The sequence below is a fragment of the Escherichia sp. HH26CH genome (assembly GCF_009820205.1).
Lineage (GTDB): Bacteria > Pseudomonadota > Gammaproteobacteria > Enterobacterales > Enterobacteriaceae > Escherichia > Escherichia coli_F.
Genome location: NZ_VNXM01000029.1, coordinates 55337 through 70353, shown reverse-complemented (window position 1 = coordinate 70353; position 15017 = coordinate 55337). Strand labels below are relative to the sequence as shown.

Sequence of the window (15017 nt, the reverse complement as noted above, 5' to 3'; positions counted from 1 at the left end):
GACTGCAGGCAGAGAAAACTGGCCGATTTTCTCTGCACAGGAGGGATAATACAAGGCCTGATAAGCGTAGCGCATCATGCACGCTCGCATTGTTAACGCCATTAAATATCGATATTCGCCGCTTTCAGGGCATTCTCTTCGATAAACGCACGGCGCGGTTCAACGGCGTCGCCCATCAGCGTGGTGAACAACTGATCGGCAGCAATCGCATCTTTAACGGTAACGCGCAGCATACGACGGCTTTCCGGGTCCATGGTGGTTTCCCACAGCTGTTCCGGGTTCATCTCGCCCAGACCTTTATAACGCTGGATGGAGAGGCCGCGACGGGACTCTTTCACCAGCCAGTCCAGCGCCTGCTCGAAGCTGGCTACCGGCTGACGACGCTCACCACGTTCGATAAACGCATCTTCTTCCAGCAGACCACGCAATTTCTCGCCCAGCGTGCAGATACGACGATATTCGCCGCCGGTGATAAACTCGTGATCCAGCGGATAGTCAGTATCCACACCGTGGGTACGCACGCGAACAATCGGTTCAAACAGGTTTTGATCAGCATTGGTGTGGACATCAAACTTCCACTGGCTGCCGTGCTGTTCTTTGTCGTTCAGTTCGCTGACCAACGCGTTCACCCAACGGGTAACGGTCTGCTCATCAGAGAGGTCGGCTTCCGTCAGCGTCGGCTGATAGATAAGCTCTTTCAGCATTGCTTTCGGATAACGACGCTCCATGCGGTTGATCATTTTCTGCGTCGCGTTGTACTCAGACACCAGTTTCTCTAACGCTTCGCCAGCCAATGCCGGTGCACTGGCGTTGGTATGCAGCGTTGCACCATCCAGCGCGATAGAGATCTGGTATTGATCCATCGCTTCGTCGTCTTTAATGTACTGTTCCTGCTTGCCTTTCTTCACTTTGTACAGCGGCGGCTGAGCGATGTAGACGTGACCGCGTTCAACGATTTCCGGCATCTGACGATAGAAGAAGGTCAACAGCAGCGTACGAATGTGCGAGCCGTCGACGTCCGCATCGGTCATGATGATGATGCTGTGGTAACGCAGTTTGTCCGGGTTGTACTCGTCACGACCGATACCACAACCAAGCGCGGTGATCAGCGTCGCCACTTCCTGGGAAGAGAGCATCTTATCGAAGCGCGCTTTCTCGACGTTGAGGATTTTACCCTTCAGCGGCAGAATCGCCTGGTTCTTGCGGTTACGCCCCTGCTTCGCAGAGCCGCCCGCGGAGTCCCCTTCCACAAGGTACAGTTCAGAGAGCGCCGGGTCGCGTTCCTGACAGTCCGCCAGTTTACCCGGCAGGCCCGCTAAATCCAGCGCACCTTTACGACGGGTCATTTCACGAGCGCGACGCGCAGCTTCACGGGCACGAGCAGCATCGATAATTTTGCCGACTACGATTTTCGCGTCGGTTGGGTTTTCCAGCAGGTATTCTGCCAGCAGTTCGTTCATCTGCTGTTCAACCGCCGATTTCACCTCAGAAGAAACCAGTTTGTCTTTGGTCTGAGAGGAGAATTTCGGGTCCGGCACTTTTACGGAAACGACGGCAATCAGGCCTTCACGCGCATCGTCACCGGTGGCGCTGACTTTGGCTTTTTTGCTGTAGCCTTCTTTATCCATGTAGGCGTTCAGAGTACGGGTCATCGCCGCACGGAAGCCTGCCAGGTGAGTACCGCCATCACGCTGCGGAATGTTGTTGGTAAAGCAGTAGATGTTTTCCTGGAAGCCATCATTCCACTGCAATGCAACTTCAACGCCGATACCGTCTTTTTCGGTGGAGAAGTAGAAGATATTCGGGTGGATCGGCGTTTTGTTTTTGTTCAGATATTCAACGAACGCCTTGATACCGCCTTCGTAGTGGAAGTGGTCTTCTTTGCCGTCGCGCTTGTCGCGCAGACGAATGGAAACGCCAGAGTTGAGGAACGACAACTCACGCAGGCGTTTCGCCAGAATGTCATATTCGAATTCGGTCACATTGGTGAAGGTTTCGAGGCTTGGCCAGAAACGCACCATGGTGCCGGTTTTTTCAGTCTCGCCGGTAACCGCCAGCGGAGCCTGCGGTACACCGTGTTCGTAGATCTGACGGTGAATTTTACCCTCGCGCTGGATAACCAGCTCCAGTTTTTGCGACAGGGCGTTTACTACCGAAACACCAACGCCGTGCAGACCGCCGGACACTTTATAGGAGTTATCGTCAAATTTACCGCCTGCGTGCAGGACGGTCATGATCACTTCCGCCGCCGATACGCCCTCTTCCGGGTGAATACCGGTCGGAATGCCGCGCCCGTCATCCTGTACAGAGACAGAGTTATCGGCGTGAATGGTGACGATAATTTCTTTACAGTGACCCGCGAGCGCTTCGTCGATAGCGTTATCTACCACCTCGAATACCATGTGGTGCAGACCGGTGCCGTCATCCGTGTCGCCGATATACATACCCGGGCGCTTACGCACCGCATCCAGCCCTTTCAGGACTTTGATACTGGAGGAGTCATAAGAATTCGACATCAACGTTTCTCGCTCATTTATTCTTGGGTTAATCCGTTATTTTACCCTTTTCCACGGTAAACATCTTCGAATTTTCGTCCGACATGTCTATTACGTGTTCAGCACTGATCGCGCTGACAAAGACCTGTGATTGCGTCGCTTTTAAGCGGCTGGCAAGCAGCCCGCGACGCTCATCATCAAGCTCAGAGGCAAAATCATCTATCAGGTAGAGACACCGCCGCCCGCTTTCACGGGTGAGGAACTCTCCTTGCGCCAGACGTAAGGCGCACATCAACAGCTTAAGCTGCCCACGCGATAAGGTATCTTCCACCGGCGCACCGTCGGCGCGAATGCGTAAGTCCGCTTTATGCGGACCGTGCGCGGTGTAGGTTAACTGGCGATCGCGTTCAAAATTACGTTCCAGCACCTCAGCATATTCTGTCTCTTTCTCCCAGCCGCGCTGAAAAGAGAAAGTCAGAGTAAACTCCGGGAGAAATTGCTTACAGGTATCGGCCATATCAGCGGCGATACCGGCGCTGTACTCCGCGCGCCAGGTACTGATTTGTTCTGCCAGCGGGATCAGTTCTTTGTCCCACGGGCGTAGCTGTTCATAACGAGTCACCTGGCGCAGTGCCGCATTGCGCTGCTTGAGTAATCGCTTGAGATTGCTCCAGGCGGTGAAAAATCCGGGTTCGTTGTGAAAGCATCCCCAGTCGAGGAAAGCTCTTCTGTATTTGGGGCCGCCGTTGAGTAAAGTAAACCCTTCTGGCGTTATCAGTTGCATCGGCATCAGGTGCGCCAGCTCGGCGACCTTATGCCCGTCAGTACCGTCGATGCGGACTTTGCTGTCGCCCTGTTTATCTTTGGTTAGGCCAATCGCCGTCTCGCGCTCTTCGCCCTGTAAACGCCCATGGAGAATAAACGCCTCCTGCTCGTGGCGAATAACACGGCCAATCTGCAAACTGCGAAACGCCCGACCGTGGCCGAGCGTATAGATGGCTTCCAGCACGCTGGTTTTGCCACTGCCGTTGGCACCTACCAGAAAGTTAAAGCCGGGAGATAAAGCGAGATCCGCGGTTTCAATGTTGCGGAAATCGCGGATCAACAAGCGGGTGAGGGACATTACAGTCTCATTGGCATGACAACATAGGCAGCCGACTGTGATGCGGCATCTTCAATCTGCACACTGGAAACCGAATCGGTCAGCATCATGCGCACGTTTTCGCATTTCAGCGCGTTCAGAACATCCAGCACATAGCTGACGTTGAAGCCAATTTCCATCTCCGCACCGCTATAGGTAACGTCGAGGATCTCTTCCGCTTCTTCCTGTTCCGGGTTATTGGCGGTGATTTTCAGCTGATTTTCGCTGACATACAGACGCACGCCGCGGAATTTCTCGTTGGAGAGGATCGCCGCACGGGCAAACGCTTGCTTGAGCAGATCGCAGCCTGCTTCCAGATGTTTGTCCGGGTTCTTCGGCAGAACACGGCGGTAATCCGGGAAGCGACCATCCACCAGTTTGGAAGTGAAGATAAAGTCGCCGACGTGGGCACGTATATTGTTACTGCCAATTTGCACGCGCAGCGGATTGTCGCCGCCGTCGAGCATACGCATCAGTTCAATCACACCTTTACGCGGCACGATCACCGAATGGCTTGGCAAAGACTGACCAATTGGCATGGAACAGACCGCCAGACGGTGACCGTCGGTCGCCACGGTGCGCAGTTCTTCACCTTCGGTTTCGAACAGCATACCGTTTAAGTAATAGCGAACATCCTGATGCGCCATCGAAAACTGAGTCGCTTCAATCAGACGCTTCATCGTCGCCTGCGGCAGGGTAAATTCGACTTCGCTCTGCCAGTCATCGAGGTTCGGGAAATCTGCTGCTGGCAGGGTGGAAAGCGAAAAACGGCTACGCCCGGAACGCACCAGCATCCGCTCACCTTCCAGTTGCACGGCAATTTCCGCGCCTTCAGGCAGACCACGGCAGATATCAAAGAATTTGCGCGCCGGAACGGTCGTCGCCCCTGGTTCGTGCGGCTGAACCAGCGCAACACGTGCCACCATTTCCATCTCGAGATCGGTACCGGTCAGCGACAACGTACCGTCAGCAACCTGTAACAGCAGATTACCGAGAATCGGTAGCGTAGGACGACCACCTAACGGACCGCTCACCTGTTGTAGCGGTTTTAATAAATGCTCACGTTCTACGGTAAATTTCATAGGTTTACGATGACAATGTTCTGATTAAATTTGAAAAATCTTCTTTGATATCGTGGCTCTCTTCACGCAACTGCTCGATCTTCCGGCAAGCATGAAGCACCGTTGTGTGGTCACGACCACCAAACGCATCGCCAATCTCCGGCAGACTGTGGTTAGTCAACTCTTTCGCCAGCGCCATCGCCATCTGGCGCGGACGCGCCACCGAGCGGGATCGACGCTTGGAAAGGAGATCCGCAACTTTGATCTTGTAGTACTCTGCCACCGTCTTCTGAATATTGTCGATGGTGACCAGTTTTTCCTGCAATGCCAGCAAGTCGCGCAGCGCCTCACGCACGAAGTCGATGGTGATCGCCCGTCCGGTAAAGTTGGCGTTAGCAATGACGCGGTTCAACGCCCCTTCCAGCTCACGTACGTTAGAGCGTAGACGCTTGGCGATAAAGAACGCCACTTCGCCCGGCAAACGAATGTCGTTTTCGTCGGCCTTTTTCATCAGGATCGCCACGCGGGTTTCTAACTCTGGCGGTTCGATCGCCACAGTCAGTCCCCAACCGAAGCGGGATTTCAGACGATCCTCAACGCCGTTGATCTCTTTCGGATAGCGATCCGAGGTGAGAATGATCTGCTGGTTACCTTCCAACAGGGCGTTGAAGGTGTGGAAAAACTCTTCCTGAGATCGTTCTTTATTAGCAAAAAACTGAATATCGTCGATCAGCAGTGCATCTACGGAACGGTAGTAGCGTTTAAACTCTTCGATCGCGTTGTTTTGCAGGGCTTTAACCATGTCCTGAACAAAGCGCTCGGAGTGCATATAAACCACTTTGGCATTCGGCTTACGCGCCATAATGCCGTTACCCACCGCATGCAGCAGGTGAGTTTTACCCAGACCCGTGCCGCCATAAAGGAACAACGGGTTATAGGCACCGCCAGGGTTATCAGCCACCTGACGAGCCGCCGCGCGCGCCAGTTGGTTAGATTTACCTTCAACGAAGTTATCAAACGTGTGTTTGACGTTTACGTTAGAACGATAGGTCGGTTCTGCCGGAGCCGGGACGTTATCCCAACCGGAACGCGTAGAAGGCGCAACACGTTGCGGCTGCACCTGAGCTGCCTGAGCAGGTGCAACTGTATTGCTGGCTGCAGCTTTCAGTGTTTGTGTTACGGGCTTTGTGCCCACTTCAAAACGCAGCTGTGGGGCATCCGCTCCGCAGAAACTGGTTAGCAGTCCATTGATATTATTAAGGTACTTGTCCCGTACCCAATCGAGGACAAAACGGTTTGGCGCGTACAGGGCCAGCGTGTTATCGCTCAGTTCCGCCTGCAATGGGCGTATCCACATACTGAATTCTGTGGCTGGTAACTCATCCTGCAATCGGGCAAGACACTGCTGCCAAAGCGAAAGTGACACGGCGGACTCCACTCGAACAAAAGTCGATAATGACTAAGGCTGAAACATTCATGATTGTTGACGTACGTCGAAAAGACCCTGCTTGAGGGTGACGCACGAACCGCTGTCTGCGGTTATATGCCCGATCAAGATCCTGCTAAACGATCGGGACCGCGGATCATAGCCTAAACTGCGCAAGAGATCTTCTGTTTCTCACAGATTTTCCCGATTTATCCACAGGATGATCCAGGACTCGCTAAGTGTAAACGATCCTGCCGCGAGGCGGGCACGATTTACGCCGCATATTGGAAAATTTAATGACCATAGACAAAAATTGGCTTAATCGATCTAATAAAGATCCAGGACGATCCTTGCGCTTTACCCGTCAGCCCGTATAATCCTCCACCCGGCGCGCCATGCTGGTTTTCACCGGTGTGAGGCCGTACGTTTTCCCTGCGAAAAGGTGCGGAAAAGCGCGGTAAATAAGGAAAGAGAATTGACTCCGGAGTGTACAATTATTACAATCCGGCCTCTTTAATCACCCATGGCTTCGGTGTCCATCGTTTCATTTTTCGGCGGATATCCAATAAAGCCATTGAATTTATTCAAGTTTAGGTAGAAATCGCCATGAAACGCACTTTTCAACCGTCTGTACTGAAGCGCAACCGTTCTCACGGCTTCCGTGCTCGTATGGCTACTAAAAATGGTCGTCAGGTTCTGGCACGTCGTCGTGCTAAAGGCCGCGCTCGTCTGACCGTTTCTAAGTAATAAAGCTAACCCCTGAGTGGTTAAGCTCGCATTTCCCAGGGAGTTACGCTTGTTAACTCCCAGTCAATTCACATTCGTCTTCCAGCAGCCACAACGGGCTGGCACGCCGCAAATTACCATTCTCGGCCGCCTGAATTCGCTGGGGCATCCCCGTATCGGTCTTACAGTCGCCAAGAAAAACGTTCGACGCGCCCATGAACGCAATCGGATTAAACGTCTGACGCGTGAAAGCTTCCGTCTGCGCCAACATGAACTCCCGGCTATGGATTTCGTGGTGGTGGCGAAAAAAGGGGTTGCCGACCTCGATAACCGTGCTCTCTCGGAAGCGTTGGAAAAATTATGGCGCCGCCACTGTCGCCTGGCTCGCGGGTCCTGATAGCCCTCATTCGGGTCTATCAACGCCTGATTAGTCCGCTACTCGGGCCGCATTGTCGTTTCACTCCAACCTGTTCAAGCTACGGAATTGAGGCATTGCGCAGGTTTGGAGTGATAAAAGGCAGTTGGTTGACGGTGAAACGCGTATTAAAATGCCACCCTTTACACCCTGGTGGTGACGATCCCGTCCCGCCCGGACCATTTGATACCAGAGAACACTAACGATGGATTCGCAACGCAATCTTTTAGTCATCGCTTTGCTGTTCGTGTCTTTCATGATCTGGCAAGCCTGGGAGCAGGATAAAAACCCGCAACCTCAGGCCCAACAGACCACGCAGACAACGACCACCGCAGCGGGTAGCGCCGCCGACCAGGGCGTACCGGCCAGTGGCCAGGGGAAACTGATCTCGGTTAAGACCGACGTGCTTGATCTGACCATCAACACCCGTGGTGGTGATGTTGAGCAAGCTCTGCTGCCTGCTTACCCGAAAGAGCTGAACTCTACCCAGCCGTTCCAGCTGCTGGAAACTTCACCGCAGTTTATTTATCAGGCACAGAGCGGTCTGACCGGTCGTGATGGCCCGGATAACCCGGCTAACGGCCCGCGTCCGCTGTATAACGTTGAAAAAGACGCTTATGTGCTGGCTGAAGGTCAAAACGAACTGCAGGTGCCGATGACGTATACCGACGCGGCAGGCAACACGTTTACCAAAACGTTTGTCCTGAAACGTGGTGATTACGCTGTCAACGTCAACTACAACGTGCAGAACGCTGGCGAGAAACCGCTGGAGATCTCCACCTTTGGTCAGTTGAAGCAATCCATTACACTGCCACCGCATCTCGACACCGGAAGCAGCAACTTCGCACTGCACACCTTCCGTGGCGCGGCGTACTCCACGCCTGACGAGAAGTACGAGAAATATAAGTTTGATACCATTGCCGATAACGAAAACCTGAACATCTCTTCGAAAGGTGGTTGGGTGGCGATGCTGCAACAGTATTTCGCGACTGCGTGGATCCCGCATAACGACGGTACCAACAACTTCTACACCGCTAATCTGGGTAACGGCATCGCCGCTATCGGCTATAAATCTCAGCCGGTACTGGTTCAGCCTGGTCAGACTGGCGCAATGAACAGCACCCTGTGGGTTGGCCCGGAAATCCAGGACAAAATGGCAGCAGTTGCTCCGCACCTGGATCTGACCGTTGATTACGGTTGGTTGTGGTTCATCTCTCAGCCGCTGTTCAAACTGCTGAAATGGATCCATAGCTTTGTGGGTAACTGGGGCTTCTCCATTATCATCATCACCTTTATCGTTCGTGGCATCATGTACCCGCTGACCAAAGCGCAGTACACCTCCATGGCGAAGATGCGTATGCTGCAGCCGAAGATTCAGGCAATGCGTGAGCGTCTGGGCGATGACAAACAGCGTATCAGCCAGGAAATGATGGCGCTGTACAAAGCTGAGAAGGTTAACCCGCTGGGCGGCTGCTTCCCGCTGCTGATCCAGATGCCAATCTTCCTGGCGTTGTACTACATGCTGATGGGTTCCGTTGAACTGCGTCAGGCACCGTTTGCACTGTGGATCCACGACCTGTCAGCACAGGACCCGTACTACATCCTGCCGATCCTGATGGGCGTAACGATGTTCTTCATTCAGAAGATGTCGCCGACCACTGTGACCGACCCGATGCAGCAGAAGATCATGACCTTTATGCCGGTCATCTTCACCGTGTTCTTCCTGTGGTTCCCGTCAGGTCTGGTGCTGTACTATATCGTCAGCAACCTGGTTACCATTATTCAGCAACAGCTGATTTACCGTGGTCTGGAAAAACGTGGCCTGCATAGCCGCGAGAAGAAAAAATCCTGATTCGGTGAGTTTTCGCTAAAATAAGGGCGGTCAGTTGACCGCCTTTTTTCTTTTCGTAGGGCGGATAAGCACCGCGCATCCGCCACACAAAGTAACAGGAACATCATGAGCGATAATGACACTATCGTAGCCCAGGCCACGCCTCCGGGACGTGGCGGCGTTGGCATCCTGCGCATCTCCGGCCTCAAAGCCCGTGAGGTTGCCGAAACCGTGCTGGGTAAACTGCCTAAGCCGCGCTACGCCGATTATCTTCCGTTTAAAGACGCCGATGGCAGCGTGCTCGATCAGGGGATTGCGCTATGGTTCCCTGGCCCGAACTCATTCACCGGCGAAGATGTGCTGGAACTGCAAGGTCACGGCGGTCCGGTGATCCTCGACCTGCTGTTAAAACGCATTCTGACTATTCCCGGCCTGCGGATTGCTCGCCCTGGTGAGTTTTCCGAACGCGCATTTCTGAACGATAAACTCGACTTAGCCCAGGCCGAAGCGATTGCAGACCTTATCGACGCCAGCTCGGAACAGGCGGCGCGCTCAGCGCTAAACTCGCTGCAAGGCGCGTTCTCCGCACGGGTTAACCATCTGGTGGAAGCCCTCACCCACTTGCGCATTTACGTCGAAGCGGCAATTGATTTCCCCGATGAAGAGATCGATTTCCTCTCCGACGGCAAAATTGAAGCCCAGCTCAATGACGTGATTGCCGATCTCGACGCAGTACGCGCCGAGGCTCGTCAGGGCAGCTTGTTACGCGAAGGGATGAAAGTCGTCATTGCCGGGCGTCCAAACGCCGGTAAATCAAGCCTACTGAACGCGCTGGCGGGCCGTGAAGCGGCAATCGTGACTGATATCGCCGGAACCACGCGTGACGTGCTGCGTGAGCATATCCACATTGACGGAATGCCGCTGCATATCATCGATACCGCCGGACTACGTGAAGCCAGTGACGAAGTTGAACGTATTGGGATCGAGCGCGCGTGGCAGGAAATTGAACAGGCCGACCGCGTGCTGTTTATGGTTGATGGCACTACGACAGACGCTGTTGATCCAGCAGAGATCTGGCCGGAATTTATCGCCCGTCTGCCAGCGAAACTGCCGATCACTGTGGTGCGCAATAAAGCCGATATCACCGGCGAAACGCTGGGGATGAGTGAAGTGAACGGTCACGCGTTAATTCGTCTCTCGGCAAGGACTGGTGAAGGCGTGGATGTGCTGCGTAACCATCTCAAACAGAGCATGGGCTTTGACACCAACATGGAAGGCGGCTTCCTGGCGCGTCGTCGTCACCTACAGGCACTGGAACAGGCGGCAGAGCACCTGCAACAGGGTAAAGCGCAACTGTTAGGAGCCTGGGCAGGCGAGCTGCTGGCGGAAGAACTGCGTCTGGCGCAGCAGAATTTAAGCGAGATCACCGGAGAATTTACTTCTGACGACCTGCTGGGGCGAATTTTCTCCAGCTTCTGTATTGGTAAGTGAGTCGTCTAAATTGATATAAAGGGCACTGTTCCGTTCTGGGGAAACTAACTATCAGAACGGAACAGCGCTTGTTTTTTATGAGCATCCTGCACCAAAACTGCATTTGCTACTGGCTGGAGCGACTTTAAACACCTTGCAGTCCTGTCTTTACAGAGAACGATATTGCTTTAACCTATTAAGCTCCTCTTGCGGAAAGTTAAATTCGTCTACTGCTTTCCAGAATAGTTCTTTAAGTACAGGATTGCCATTTGCCTGACTTATTACAGATTTACCTTCATTATTCTTTTCTTCCAGCTGCATCATCACATCTTTAAGGTAATTTTCATTTTCACCAACCACAATTTTGAATATTTTCAGCCAGAGTCCCATATGTATATCATCCCCGTTATTTACCACATGAGAGAATGGCTTGCCATCAAAGTCACGGGTAAACTGCTCCACAATTTCATCGAAAGTGAATCCGTGTTGCAACGCCAGGCGAATCGCCGCATTCAGATATACGTCAATGACCTGTTTACTCATTTTCTTAAAGCTTGCAATATGCAAAGAGCAGACGGCATTATTTCTGCTCAGCGACAGTAGTTCGCTCACCACATCTTTATCATTTTCATAATGGCTGGCTATCACATCAGCTGTCTCCATCCAGGCGGCAACAATCTCCGTATACCCTTTCACTATCGCAGAATATAAGCCTGATGCCTTCGTCCATTTGTCTGACTCCCCCGTCCATTTTTCTCTTGCTGCCATCAGTTTCAATATATCTTCTTTATTTATTTCATTTTTAAACATTTTGGCTTTTATATTGGCGAGCAATATATTAACAACATTATAATTATTGGTTTTAATAGCGCTATTTAAATCATAAGTTGAGCATATTTTTTTTCCTATATTAAGAAGTATTTCATTTTTATTTACCCCAAACTCTTTCTCAAAGTCATCTATCGCCAAGAACAATGCCTTGACACTTTCTTTTTTATTTTTTGATAACGCTACAGAAATCGCGCTCACACCACGGTTATCTTTCGCAAGGAGTAGAGTTTCCAGGTCTTCCCGGCTAAAGTTAAATTTTCGGGCCAACTCTTTTAAATTTGTTATATATTCATTAATCTTATTAAGATTATCGTGTTGCAGTGACATATATAACCCATATGTTCCCCCTGGTCCTTTAGCAGCAAGAATCTCAAGAACCTTTGATACTGTCATTTCTTGGGAATTTCTTAACTTATCGAAAAAAAGAACAATATTTTCATACGTCCCCATTTGCATTAATAGATATAATGCTGATGGTGATAATGGTGGTTGCAATTCATTTTCTATACCACTTAATAAATGGGCCTGCTCTCGAGGGAGATAAGGAATTATGCCTACACACTCGGAGCAAATCTCTGTTTTTACCCATTTTATATTCGCCAACTCAATATTTATAAATGATTGTAATGACCCAAAAGAATCACAGTTTTTTGCTTTATAGCGTACTGCAGTATTGGTTGCATTAGGATCATAAAAGGATACAACATATTCAGTTTCTCCGGCAGGCGTTTGTTTTATCCTCAAGCGGACGGCCATAGCGTGTTTTTGAGATTTAACGATTGCCGCCATATGCGTTAACTTCTCTTTTTCCATTCTGTGAAAGAAGACAGATAATATCTCCCCGAACTTGTCACTAGCAACGACGCATGTACCTGGTGGTGGATTGTTTATTAGATTATCAAATTGCTGATCAAGCTCGTATGGAAAATGTTGCTGTATCCCTTCTGGAGTTGAATAGCATTCCTTCAATGGAACTTTACCTGTATTTTCATTCATTGAATCTATACAATACTGCAGAGAAATATGCCTGCACACGACTAAATCTTCTGGTTTTTCATTAAAATAAACCTTACAGTTATAATCTACAATATCATATTTACTATTAGCTTTTTTCTGCTCTTTAGTAAAACTCTCATCATCTGCGTTCGTATGAGAGCGAATAAAAATATCTTTGAGGGATGTTGTAAGCGCAGGCGGTACAAAAATCTGTGTAGCATACTTTCCTTCAGCATCCCCCACAGTTACAATCATACTTTCAGGGTCTTGCTCAGATGTGGAGACAATAATAATAAGTCCACCACCGATAAAAACCCATGGTTCAATCTCACTGCTATTATTAACAAAATCACTTAATGAACCCGCTTTTTCAAGTGAATAAAATGAAGGATTTTTAAGATACGACACTATATCGTCAACGATTAATTGAGTTTTATTTTTTCCTCCATCCAAATCAGGTATGAAAGAAGAAGATTGTACACATACTCTGCTAACAGTTACGTTATCAACCATTTTCTTTCTCCTCATTCATATGAAAGTTGTAGTAATAATAAGGTTACTATTTAAATATCAACTATCAAATTTCGCTCATTTATAGAGTTATTCGTCTTTTTACGTCATTTCCCTATAAGGTCATCGACCTGGTAATGAGGTGAGTAAACCGCGACACGTCAACGTGGGAAAAAGCTCCTTGTAATGGTATCCCTATAATCAATGCCATCACCTTCAACAATAATGATAAAAATTAAAAAATTATCCACCCACGGATTTATGTTAATATTCCGTATGCGCCAGCTCCCACAAACACAGCCAATAACTAATTGTGATTCGATTCACATTTAAACAATTTCAGCATAGACAAATTTCTTGAGTATTATACTGTAGCCTCGTGTCTTTCGAGGATAAGTGCATTATGAATATCTTACATATATGTGTGACCTCAAAATGGTTCAATATTGACAACAAGATTGTCGATCACCGCCCTTGATTTGCCCTTCTGTAGCCATCACCAGAGCCAAACCGATTAGATTCAATGTGATCGATTCGTTTGCTATATCTTAATTTTGCTTTTTGCAAAGGCTGTCTCTCATTTATTTACTTGTTTTAGTAAATGATGGTCTTGGCATATATAACTGGCGAATTAATAGATATTGCAAATATCATATTCACAGGGATCACTGTAATTAAAATAAATGAAGGATTATGTAATGGAAAACTTTAAACATCTCCCTGAACCATTCCGCATTCGTGTTATTGAGCCAGTAAAACGTACGACTCGCGCTTACCGTGAAGAGGCAATTATTAAATCCGGTATGAACCCGTTCCTACTGGATAGTGAAGATGTGTTTATCGATTTACTGACCGACAGCGGCACCGGGGCAGTGACGCAGAGTATGCAGGCCGCGATGATGCGCGGCGACGAAGCCTACAGCGGCAGCCGCAGCTACTATGCGTTAGCCGAGTCAGTGAAAAATATCTTTGGTTATCAATACACCATTCCGACTCACCAGGGCCGTGGTGCAGAACAAATCTATATTCCGGTACTGATTAAAAAACGCGAGCAGGAAAAGGGCCTGGATCGCAGCAAAATGGTGGCGTTCTCTAACTATTTCTTTGATACCACTCAGGGCCATAGCCAGATTAACGGCTGTACCGTGCGTAACGTCTATATCAAAGAAGCCTTCGATACTGGCGTGCGTTACGACTTTAAAGGCAACTTTGACCTTGAGGGATTAGAACGCGGTATTGAAGAAGTTGGCCCGAATAACGTGCCGTATATCGTTGCAACCATCACCAGTAACTCCGCAGGTGGTCAGCCGGTTTCACTGGCAAACTTAAAAGCGATGTACAGCATCGCGAAGAAATACGATATTCCGGTGGTCATGGACTCCGCACGCTTTGCCGAAAACGCCTATTTCATCAAGCAGCGTGAAGCAGAATACAAAGACTGGACTATCGAGCAGATCACCCGCGAAACCTACAAATATGCCGATATGCTGGCCATGTCCGCCAAGAAAGATGCAATGGTGCCGATGGGCGGCCTGCTATGCGTGAAAGACGACAGCTTCTTTGATGTGTACACCGAGTGCAGAACCCTTTGCGTGGTACAGGAAGGCTTCCCGACATATGGCGGCCTGGAAGGCGGCGCGATGGAGCGTCTGGCGGTAGGTCTGTATGACGGCATGAATCTGGACTGGCTGGCTTATCGTATCGCGCAGGTGCAGTATCTGGTCGATGGTCTGGAAGAGATTGGCGTTGTCTGCCAACAGGCGGGCGGTCACGCGGCGTTCGTTGATGCCGGTAAACTGCTGCCGCATATCCCGGCAGATCAATTCCCGGCACAGGCGCTGGCCTGCGAACTGTATAAAGTTGCCGGTATCCGTGCGGTAGAAATTGGTTCTTTCCTGTTAGGCCGCGATCCGAAAACCGGTAAACAGTTGCCGTGCCCGGCTGAGCTGCTGCGTTTAACCATTCCGCGCGCAACCTATACCCAAACACATATGGACTTCATTATTGAAGCCTTCAAACATGTGAAAGAGAACGCGGCGAATATTAAAGGGTTAACCTTTACCTATGAGCCAAAAGTATTGCGTCACTTCACCGCAAAACTGAAAGAAGTTTAAT

13 protein-coding genes are annotated in these 15017 nt (G+C 50.1%); 8 read left to right on the top strand and 5 right to left on the bottom strand.

Going from position 1 to position 15017, the window contains the following annotated elements; all coding sequences use genetic code 11:
• Positions 1–101: 101 nt before the first annotated feature.
• The 4 genes from gyrB to dnaA are packed head-to-tail and all read right to left on the bottom strand — an operon-like array spanning position 102 to position 6123.
• Positions 102–2516, bottom strand: a complete 2415-nt coding sequence (gene gyrB / locus FQ015_RS10435; RefSeq protein WP_001353554.1) for a DNA topoisomerase (ATP-hydrolyzing) subunit B — start codon at positions 2514–2516, stop codon at positions 102–104.
• Positions 2517–2544: 28 nt separating this feature from the next.
• The gene (gene recF, locus FQ015_RS10430) at positions 2545–3618 is read right to left on the bottom strand and encodes a DNA replication/repair protein RecF (protein WP_000060098.1); all 1074 of its coding nucleotides are present in this window, start codon (positions 3616–3618) and stop codon (positions 2545–2547) included.
• Positions 3618–4718 (bottom strand): DNA polymerase III subunit beta, encoded by a 1101-nt coding sequence (gene dnaN, locus FQ015_RS10425; RefSeq protein WP_000673464.1) that lies wholly within the window; start codon positions 4716–4718, stop codon positions 3618–3620. Before dnaN ends, recF begins: the two co-directional genes overlap by 1 nt.
• 4 nt (positions 4719–4722) lie before the next feature.
• Entirely contained in the window at positions 4723–6123 is a 1401-nt protein-coding gene (dnaA, locus tag FQ015_RS10420; RefSeq protein WP_039020321.1) for a chromosomal replication initiator protein DnaA, read from the bottom strand.
• 296 nt (positions 6124–6419) lie between these two features.
• Between dnaA and FQ015_RS10415 the strand changes: the two genes are divergently transcribed.
• The 6 genes from FQ015_RS10415 (at position 6420) to mnmE (ending at position 10586) form a co-directional block, all read left to right on the top strand.
• Positions 6420–6500 (top strand): hypothetical protein, encoded by an 81-nt coding sequence (locus FQ015_RS10415; RefSeq protein WP_122134670.1) that lies wholly within the window; start codon positions 6420–6422, stop codon positions 6498–6500.
• Positions 6501–6729: 229 nt separating this feature from the next.
• Complete coding sequence (gene rpmH / locus FQ015_RS10410) at positions 6730–6870, top strand: 50S ribosomal protein L34 (RefSeq protein WP_000831330.1); 141 nt, start codon at positions 6730–6732, stop codon at positions 6868–6870.
• A gap of 16 nt (positions 6871–6886) precedes the next feature.
• A complete protein-coding gene (gene rnpA, locus FQ015_RS10405) occupies positions 6887–7246 on the top strand; it encodes a ribonuclease P protein component (protein ID WP_000239730.1) in 360 nt (119 codons plus the stop codon).
• Positions 7210–7467 (top strand): membrane protein insertion efficiency factor YidD, encoded by a 258-nt coding sequence (yidD, locus tag FQ015_RS10400; protein WP_001307474.1) that lies wholly within the window; start codon positions 7210–7212, stop codon positions 7465–7467. Before rnpA ends, yidD begins: the two co-directional genes overlap by 37 nt.
• A 2-nt stretch (positions 7468–7469) precedes the next feature.
• The gene (gene yidC / locus FQ015_RS10395) at positions 7470–9116 is read left to right on the top strand and encodes a membrane protein insertase YidC (protein WP_000378258.1); all 1647 of its coding nucleotides are present in this window, start codon (positions 7470–7472) and stop codon (positions 9114–9116) included.
• A 105-nt stretch (positions 9117–9221) separates the two neighbouring features.
• Positions 9222–10586, top strand: coding sequence for a tRNA uridine-5-carboxymethylaminomethyl(34) synthesis GTPase MnmE (gene mnmE / locus FQ015_RS10390; RefSeq protein ID WP_001282361.1), 1365 nt, complete (start codon positions 9222–9224; stop codon positions 10584–10586).
• A 147-nt stretch (positions 10587–10733) separates the two neighbouring features.
• On the opposite strand, the gene FQ015_RS10385 is transcribed toward mnmE, so the two are convergent.
• A complete protein-coding gene (locus FQ015_RS10385) occupies positions 10734–12905 on the bottom strand; it encodes a ShET2/EspL2 family type III secretion system effector toxin (protein WP_160524015.1) in 2172 nt (723 codons plus the stop codon).
• A gap of 400 nt (positions 12906–13305) precedes the next feature.
• On the opposite strand from FQ015_RS10385, the gene tnaC reads away from it, so the two are divergent.
• Both tnaC and tnaA read left to right on the top strand, forming a co-directional pair.
• Positions 13306–13380, top strand: coding sequence for a tryptophanase leader peptide (gene tnaC, locus FQ015_RS10380; RefSeq protein ID WP_001364348.1), 75 nt, complete (start codon positions 13306–13308; stop codon positions 13378–13380).
• 220 nt (positions 13381–13600) lie between these two features.
• Positions 13601–15016: a tryptophanase gene (gene tnaA / locus FQ015_RS10375; protein ID WP_001365206.1), complete on the top strand. Its 1416-nt coding sequence runs from the start codon at positions 13601–13603 to the stop codon at positions 15014–15016.
• The last annotated feature ends 1 nt before the right edge of the window (position 15017 follow it).